The sequence below is a fragment of the Streptomyces sp. NPDC059455 genome (assembly GCF_042750115.1).
Taxonomy (GTDB): domain Bacteria; phylum Actinomycetota; class Actinomycetes; order Streptomycetales; family Streptomycetaceae; genus Streptomyces; species Streptomyces endocoffeicus.
Window position 1 is genome coordinate 1 of the sequence record NZ_JBHYVB010000371.1, and the last position, 5,741, is coordinate 5,741.

The 5,741-nt window shown below is 65.9% G+C and carries 6 protein-coding genes and 3 pseudogenes; 7 read left to right on the top strand and 2 right to left on the bottom strand.

Features of this window, described 5'->3' with window-relative positions; genetic code table 11:
- Positions 1-234, top strand: a 234-nt coding sequence (locus tag ACFXB5_RS52145) for an ATP-binding protein (protein ID WP_385222778.1), incomplete at its 5' end; no start/stop codon positions are given.
- A gap of 53 nt (positions 235-287) precedes the next feature.
- Here ACFXB5_RS52145 and ACFXB5_RS52150 read toward each other — a convergent pair.
- Positions 288-1,223 carry an alpha/beta fold hydrolase gene (locus ACFXB5_RS52150; protein WP_385222781.1) on the bottom strand — a complete coding sequence of 312 codons (936 nt, stop codon included), beginning with the start codon at positions 1,221-1,223 and terminating at the stop codon, positions 288-290.
- 70 nt (positions 1,224-1,293) lie between these two features.
- On the opposite strand from ACFXB5_RS52150, the gene ACFXB5_RS52155 reads away from it, so the two are divergent.
- The 6 genes and pseudogenes from ACFXB5_RS52155 to ACFXB5_RS52180 all read left to right on the top strand — a co-directional run.
- Complete coding sequence (locus ACFXB5_RS52155; RefSeq protein WP_385222783.1) at positions 1,294-1,836, top strand: helix-turn-helix domain-containing protein; 543 nt, start codon at positions 1,294-1,296, stop codon at positions 1,834-1,836.
- Between the two features lie 258 nt (positions 1,837-2,094).
- Positions 2,095-2,688: pseudogene (locus tag ACFXB5_RS52160) on the top strand (transposase); the annotation flags it as partial.
- A gap of 82 nt (positions 2,689-2,770) precedes the next feature.
- Positions 2,771-3,358, top strand: coding sequence for a transposase family protein (locus tag ACFXB5_RS52165; RefSeq protein ID WP_385222786.1), 588 nt, complete (start codon positions 2,771-2,773; stop codon positions 3,356-3,358).
- Positions 3,325-3,450 (top strand): annotated as a pseudogene (locus ACFXB5_RS52170) (hypothetical protein); the annotation flags it as partial. The gene ACFXB5_RS52165 and the pseudogene ACFXB5_RS52170, both read left to right, overlap by 34 nt.
- A 197-nt stretch (positions 3,451-3,647) precedes the next feature.
- Positions 3,648-4,334, top strand: a complete 687-nt coding sequence (locus ACFXB5_RS52175) for a transposase (protein ID WP_385222789.1) — start codon at positions 3,648-3,650, stop codon at positions 4,332-4,334.
- A 38-nt stretch (positions 4,335-4,372) separates the two neighbouring features.
- A pseudogene (locus ACFXB5_RS52180) lies at positions 4,373-5,086 on the top strand (IS256 family transposase); the annotation flags it as partial.
- Between the two features lie 67 nt (positions 5,087-5,153).
- Here the strand turns inward: ACFXB5_RS52180 and ACFXB5_RS52185 are convergent.
- On the bottom strand, positions 5,154-5,741 hold a 588-nt coding region (locus tag ACFXB5_RS52185), incomplete at its 5' end, for a transposase (RefSeq protein WP_385222792.1).

Consider the following 5,741-nt stretch of genomic DNA (forward strand, 5'->3'; position numbering starts at 1 on the left):
CCGCGAGATTCAACGAGGACCGCAGGAACGGGATACGGCCAGGTGGCAGCGGCAACTCGTGTGAGGGAACAAGTGCCAGCCCCAGATGGCTGGACGAAGACGTTCACAGATCCCCGGCTCTGCGCAGCTATCGTCGACCGGCTGACCTTCAACGGCGCCATCATCCAGACCGGCACCGAGTCCTACCGCCTCGCCCACACCAAATCTCTGGCCGAACGGACCGAAGCCAGCTGACGAAGGCTTCTGGCCAGGCGTGCCAGCTGCTGATGTTCCATCGGCGCCGGTCGTCACCTGCCGAGCAGGTCCTGGACCGCCTGCAGCACGGCGCCAGGACGGCGCCAGTGCATGGTGACGTGTCCGACGCCATCGATGAGGCGGTTCTCTCCGCGTGGGACTGACGCAGCCAACGCCGTGTAGAGACGTGCCTTGCCCTGGATCTCCTCCTCCAGCAGCGACTCCGACTCGCCCACCGAAACCGTCTCCTTGAAGGCATCGATGCCCATGGCGGTGAGGACGATCACCGGCACGTCGGGCAGTGGCGCCGCGCGACGCATCTCGTCGTAGAGCTGATCGACGTTCTTCGCCTCCTGGAAGCCGACGCGCAGCCATTCCGGGCTGACGTGGCGTTCGGTGAGCGGTCCCCGGATGCCTTCGGGCCAGTCGGTCAACTCCTGAGCGAAAAGGTTCCGGTACATCTGGATGACTTCGTCCGGCAACTCGTCTGGAAGCGCCTGGTCGGGGTCCCAGGACTTCCGCTGGTCGACCAGTTGTTGGGGCATATAGGCGTTGTAGTCCTCGTGGGCGGGATCGAGCAGGAGTAGACCGGCTGTCTCATCTGGGAACCGCGTCGCGTAGTGGCGGGCGTAGAGGCCGCCGAGAGAGTGCCCGACCAGCAGGTACGGAGCGGGAATGTCCGCGGCCCGCAGCATGTGGTGCAGTTCGTCAGTCACTTCTGCCGAGGTGCGCGGCATTTCGACGCAGTCGCTCCAGCCCGTTCCGGCCCGGTCGTACAGCACGCTTGTGGTGAGCTCGGCCGCCTTCTCCTGGACGTTCCAGTAGTCCAGGCCGACCGTGCCGCCCCCGGGCAGGAACACCACTGACGGGTTCCCAGTGCCGGAGCGGTGCAGCAGCAACCGGCGTCCCTCCACCTCGCAGTACTCCCCGATCGGCGGTGCCGCCTCGGCCGTCGTGGTCGGGAGTGCCCCGGGCGGCTGGTTCTGCATCGCTGACTTCCTCACTGTCGGACTGCGTTTCCAATTTTGGGAACGGTACCAGATATGGGACCGTGACCTGGTGGACACGCTTGAACTGCTCCTGCATCCAGTGAGGGTGCGCATCGTGCACGCCATGTCCGGCGGACGCACGCGCACCACCTCCGACCTGTGCGTGAGCCTGCCCGACGTCCCCAAGACCACCCTGTACCGGCACGTCGGCCTGTTGGCCGACGCCGGAATCCTGGAAGTCACCGACGAACAGCGCGTGCACGGCGCCGTCGAACGCCATTACCGCCTGCGCCGTGAGCGGGCAACGATCGACGCCGACGCGGCCGCGTCGATGTCCCTGGAAGACCACCGCCACGGGTTCACTGCGGCCATGGCGGCCCTGCACGCCGAATTCAACGCTTACCTCGACCGGGATGATGCCAACCCGACTGCCGACTCGGTGGGCTACATCCAGGTCCCACTCTGGCTGAGCCAGGACGAACTCGCCGAGCTCATCGCCGAAGTCCGCACTGCGATCGTGTCCAGGATGGACAACAAGCCCACAGCACACCGCAGCCTTCATCTGCTGAGCCCGATCCTGTTCCCCATCGAGGAACGACCCCAGCAGGACTGAGCGGGGCCGCGATTCCTCCCCGACTCCTCGAGCGAGTGACATCAAAACTCACTGGCATTGAGCACGCTGGGCGCTGCGGAACGACTCCCGAAGTCGTCGCGAAACGACTCCCACGAAAAGGCTCTGGTCCACTTCGTGTGGGCGCATACGCAGGGTGACCGTTGATCTTCATGTGATGCCGGTTGAGTTCGCCCGAAAATCGCGCGGTTGGAGGGAGTGTCCAATAGACGTCGGATCCGATGATCAAGGAGACGTCTGATGAGCGAGACCATCGTGGGCACCGAGGCCGTCGAGGCGCCAGTCGTCGAGTCGGCTGCGGAGGCGGTGTCGGACGAGCAGTTGGTCGCGATGCTGGTCGACCGTGCCCGCAATGACGGGCTGCAGCTGACCGGGGAGGGCGGGCTGCTGCAGCAGCTGACCAAGCGGGTACTGGAGTCCGCCCTGGAGGGCGAGATCACCGATCACGTCGGCTACGACAAGCACGACGCGGCAGGCCGGAACAGCGGCAACAGCCGCAACGGCACCCGTTCGAAGACCGTGCTGACCGACGTCGGCCCGGTCGAGGTGAAGGTGCCCCGCGATGTGACCGGCACGTTCGAGCCGCAGATCGTCAAGAAGCGGCAGCGTCGCCTGACCGGCGTTGACGAGATGGTGCTGTCCCTGTCCGCGAAGGGGCTCACCCACGGGGAGATATCGGCCCATCTGGCCGAGGTATACGGAGCGAACATCTCCAAACAGACCATCACCACGATCACCGACGCGGTGATGGAGGGCATGGCCGAATGGCAGTCACGTCCGCTGGACCGCGTCTACCCGGTGGTCTTCGTGGACGCGATCAACGTGAAGATCCGGGTTCTGTCGACGATCTTGTGATCCGGACGGTTGAGCGGGTTGCGCCGACTGTTCGCGATCATGCATCGGGTGCTCTCGTGATGTGCTCCTCGAGTTGTTTCCGTACCTGTCCGCGCTGCTGATCGAGGAGGTCGAGCGAGGGCCGGACAAGGTAGTACTGCGGGCACGAGTGCGGTCGACGACGGGGTCCTGCCATTGCGGTCACAGCTCGTCGCGGGTGCACGGCGGGTATGTACGCAAGCTGCGTGATGCCGCTGTGGGCGGTCTCGGTGTTGTGATCGAGTTACACATCCGTCGCTTCCGCTGTGAGAATTCCGCCTGCGCAGCAGTGACGTTCGCCGAGCAGATCGCGGGGCTGACGACTCCGCACGGCCGCTATACCCCTTTGCTGCGTGGGCTGTTGATGCAGATCGGATTGGCGCTGGCCGGCCGGGCCGGGGCCCGCCTGGCGGCCGCGGTCGGCATCACCGTGGGCAGGGACACGCTGCTGCGGATGGTCCGGTCCTTGCCCGAGCCGGAGATCGGCGAAGTTGAGGTGCTTGGTGTCGACGACTTTGCCTTCCGCAAGGGCCGCCACTACGGCACGGTGCTGATCGACAGCCGCTGCATCTCTACGACGGTCGCGAGGGCGAGGACCTGGCCGCCTGGCTCCAAGGCCATCCCGAAGTGAAGGTCATCTGCCGGGACCGCTCCAGTGGCTACGGGGAGGGCGCGCGGGTCGGTGCGCCGCAGGCCCAGCAGGTCGCGGACCGATATCACTTGTGGGCCAACCTCGGCCAGGCGGTCGAGAAGACGGTTAACGCCCACCGCTCCCGCCTGGCCGAACCGCTTGCCGCAGCGGAGGACGGCCCCAGCCACCTGGAAGCGGAGCCCGAGGTGGTGCAGCCGTCGAAGGAGCTGAAGATCGTGACCGGCTGCGGGAGCAGCATGCCGCCGCCCACGAGCTGTGGGCGCAGGGGATGTCGAAGGCGGCGATCGGCCGGAAGCTCGGGCTGCACCAGGCCACCGTCCGCAAGCTGGTCAACGCACGCTCCGCTGATGATGTCGTCGCCAAGAGCCTGCAGCGGGCTCATGTCGTCGACCCGTACGTCGGCTACCTGCACCGGCGCTGGAACGAAGGCATAAGAAATGCCGCACAGCTCCACCGGGAGATCCAGGAACTCGGCTATTCCGGAGGCGAGTTGGCTGTCCAGCGTCATCTGCGGCGCTACCGCACCGGGCGCGGACACGCACCCGCCGTCGGTCCCAAGCCTCCCTCGGTCCGCGAGGTCACCTCTTGGATCATGACGCATCCCGAACACCTCCGCGACGGCGATGCCGACAAGCTGCACCGCCTGCGTGAGCGCGACTCCGAGCTGGACCGGCTCACCGGCCACGTCAGGAAGTTCGCCGTCATGATGACCGCACGCCACGGCGACCGGCTCGAGGCGTGGATCGCCGGCGTCGAGCGCGACACCCTGGCTCCGATTGCGGGCTTCGCCCGCAACCTCCGCCGCGACTTCGACGCCGTCCGCAACGGTCTGTCCCTGCCGCATAGTTCAGGCGCTGTTGAAGGCAACATCAACCGGCTGAAGATGCTGAAACGCCAGATGTTCGGCCGTGCCGGCCTCGATCTCCTCCGCAAACGCGTCCTGCTCGCACGGTGAGGCCATCCCCACTGGGTCACAAGATCGTCGACAGAACCAAGATCCGCGACGGCCAGGTCGCCAACCGTCCGGTCTATGTCGCCATGGCCGTCACCGTCGAGGGCACCCGCGACATCCTCGGGATCTGGGCCGGCGACGGCGGCGAGGGAGCAAAGCACTGGCTCAGCGTGTTCACCGAACTCCGCAACCGCGGCGTCGAGGACGTCCTCATGCTCGTCTGCGACGGCCTGAAGGGCCTGCCGGACGCGGTGGAGACGGTCTGGCCCCGAACTGTGGTGCAAACATGCATAGTTCACCTCATTCGGAACAGCATCCGCTACGTCGCCCGGCAGGACTGGGACAAGGTCGCCAAAGACTTGAAGCCCGTCTACACCGCGCCGAGCGAGGCCGCCGCGACCGAACGGTTCCTGGAGTTCTCCGAGAAGTGGGGCACCAAGTATCCGGCGGTGATCAAGCTGTGGTCCGACGCCTGGGCCGAGATGGTGCCCTTCCTCTCCTTCGACGTCGAGATCCGCAAGGTCATATGCAGCACGAATGCGGTTGAGAGCGTAAACGCCCGCATCCGCAAGGCCGTGCGGGCTCGCGGACACTTCCCGTCGGAGAACGCCGCGTTGAAATGCGTCTACATGGCGCTGATGAGCCTGGACCCGACCGGCAAGGGCCGGCGCCGCTGGACGATGCGCTGGAAGGCACCGCTGAACGCCTTCCAGATTGCCTTCGAAGGACGCCTCACTCCCACCACCAGCCACTGAACCTCAACAACCAAGATCAGCCGTTGATTGGGCCCTGTCTCACATTCGGTGGTAACGGAGCGTGCTGCTATCCGAGGAGGATGCGGTGCCGGAGCAAGGTGAAGCCTGCTCGTCCGTGCATCTGGCGCGCGATCCGTTTGGTCTTCGTGTTGACGCCCTCGGTGGGGCCGTTGCTGTACGGAAGGGTGAGCCCCGCGATCACGGCGTCGAGGTCTCGGTCCAGGCCCCGGGTGAAGGTGCGCAGATGAGGCAGGTCGGCCTCTCGGACTTGGGCGATCCAGCGCGTGAGTGCGTCGGCGTTGTCGGCGTGCGGCGTAAGGAGCGGGGCGAAGTCTCTGATACCGGCTGCGAGTTGGGTCATCTCGGGGCAGGAGGCGGTGAGTTTGGCCAGGAGTTCGTGCTGCTCGGTCTTGAGGTTGTCGGGCCTGGTCAGCAGCATCCGGGCGAGCCGCCGCGGGGAGATGTGGCTGCGGTCGGCGTCTGCGCGGCCTTGGTTGATGTACTTGTGCAGGAGGTTGAGGCAGCCCGTGAAGCCGAGGGCTTTGATCTCTTCGAAGAGGTGCTTGACGGGGGCGGCGGGGTCCTCGGCTCGGCGTTTGCGCAGGTGCTCGCGGTAGGGGTCGACGAGACTGGCGCGGTATTTGGGGACGCGGAG